General features: G+C 68.0%; 2 protein-coding genes. Both read left to right on the top strand.

Annotation, left to right across the window (positions count from 1 at the left end; genetic code table 11):
- Positions 1-79 precede the first annotated feature (79 nt).
- Positions 80-463 (top strand): transposase, encoded by a 384-nt coding sequence (locus tag OFY01_RS16840; protein ID WP_181809566.1) that lies wholly within the window; start codon positions 80-82, stop codon positions 461-463.
- Positions 464-480: 17 nt separating this feature from the next.
- Positions 481-1,488: an IS3 family transposase gene (locus tag OFY01_RS16835; protein ID WP_266600728.1), complete on the top strand. Its 1,008-nt coding sequence runs from the start codon at positions 481-483 to the stop codon at positions 1,486-1,488.
- Positions 1,489-1,524 lie beyond the last annotated feature (36 nt).

Here is a 1,524-nt window from a genome sequence, read left to right as displayed (position 1 = left end):
CCCTCTCTGTCAGCCTTAGGTGAGACGTTCCGCTTCGCCGGGTTAGCCTGAGAGGGCACGACAGGAGAACCACCCCCTCATGACCAGCACCACCCCCACCGGGTCCGACCCGGCTCCCCGGCCGAAGCGCCGCACCTTCAGCCCGGAGTACAAGCTGCGGATCGTCGCCGAGTACGACGCCGCCCCGAAGAACGAGAAGGGCGCGGTCCTGCGCCGCGAGCGTCTGTACCACTCGCACGTCAAGGAATGGCGGGCCGCGCGGGATGCCGGGGCCCTGGAGAAGCTGGTCGACCAGCGGACCAGTCCGGCGAGGCCGAAGAAGCCGGCCGCCGAGGCGGAGAACGAGAAGCTGCGCCGCCAGGTGGAACGGCTGGAGAAGGAACTGGCCCGGAACAAGGCCGCGTTGGAAGTCATGGGAAAAGCTTCCGCGCTCTTGGAAATGATCTCCGAGGGCGCGGACTGAACGCTGCCGCCGAACCGGTGGTCGACGACGCGTTCACCGGCGTCCAGGGCGAACTGGGCATCACGGCCGCGTGCCGGCTGACCGGCCGCTCCCGGGCCACCCACTACCGCCGGCTACGGCCCCCGACCGAGCGGAAACCCAGAAAACCGCAGGTCCAGCCCTCATCCCTCACACCCGAGGAGCGGGCGGCAGTCCTGGAGATGATGAACTCGGGCGAGTACGCCGAACTGCCGCCCGCGCAGATCTGGGCCCGTGAGCTGGATGCCGGGCGCTACCACTGCTCCGTCTCCACGATGTACCGGATCCTGCGCGAGAAGGGGCAGTCCGGCGAGCGCCGCCGCCAGGCCGCCCACCCGGCGAAGACGGTGCCCGAGCTGGTCGCCACCGCACCTTCGCAGGTGTTCACCTGGGACATCACCAAGGCGGCCGGACCGGCCAAGGGCGTCTGGTATCACGCCTACGTCATCATCGACATCTTCAGCCGCTACGTCGTCGGCCACACCGTCGAGGCCGCCGAATCGGCCACACGGGCCGAGGAGTTGATCCGCGAGACCATCGCCCGCAACGGCATCGTGCCCCAGACCGTGCACGCCGACCGCGGCACGTCGATGACCTCGAAGAAGGTCTCACAGCTGCTGATCGACCTCGGGGTCACCCGGTCGCACTCGCGGCCGAAGACCTCCAACGACAACCCCTACAGCGAGGCCCACTTCAAGACCACGAAATACATGTCCGACTACCCCGAACGGTTCGACTCGCTGACCCACGCCCGTGAGTGGTTCGACGCGTTCATCGCGTACTACAACCACGAGCACCGGCACTCGGGCATCGGCTGGCACACGCCCGCCAGCGTGCACTTCGGCACCGCCGAGGAGGTCCGCGACCAGCGAGCCGTCACCCTCGCCGAGGCATACGCCCGCCACCCCGAACGCTTCGGCCACCGCCCCCGACCACCCCGAATACCCCAGCAGGCGTGGATCAACGACCCGGCCAAGCGCAGGGAACCCGCACCACAAACCTCATAGCGTCACAACCGTCTCACTGGACTTGAAATCTTCCGC

The organism is Streptomyces beihaiensis (assembly GCF_026274175.1).
In the GTDB taxonomy this organism is placed as follows: domain Bacteria; phylum Actinomycetota; class Actinomycetes; order Streptomycetales; family Streptomycetaceae; genus Streptomyces; species Streptomyces beihaiensis.
This window is presented reverse-complemented; position numbering and strand designations above follow the sequence as displayed.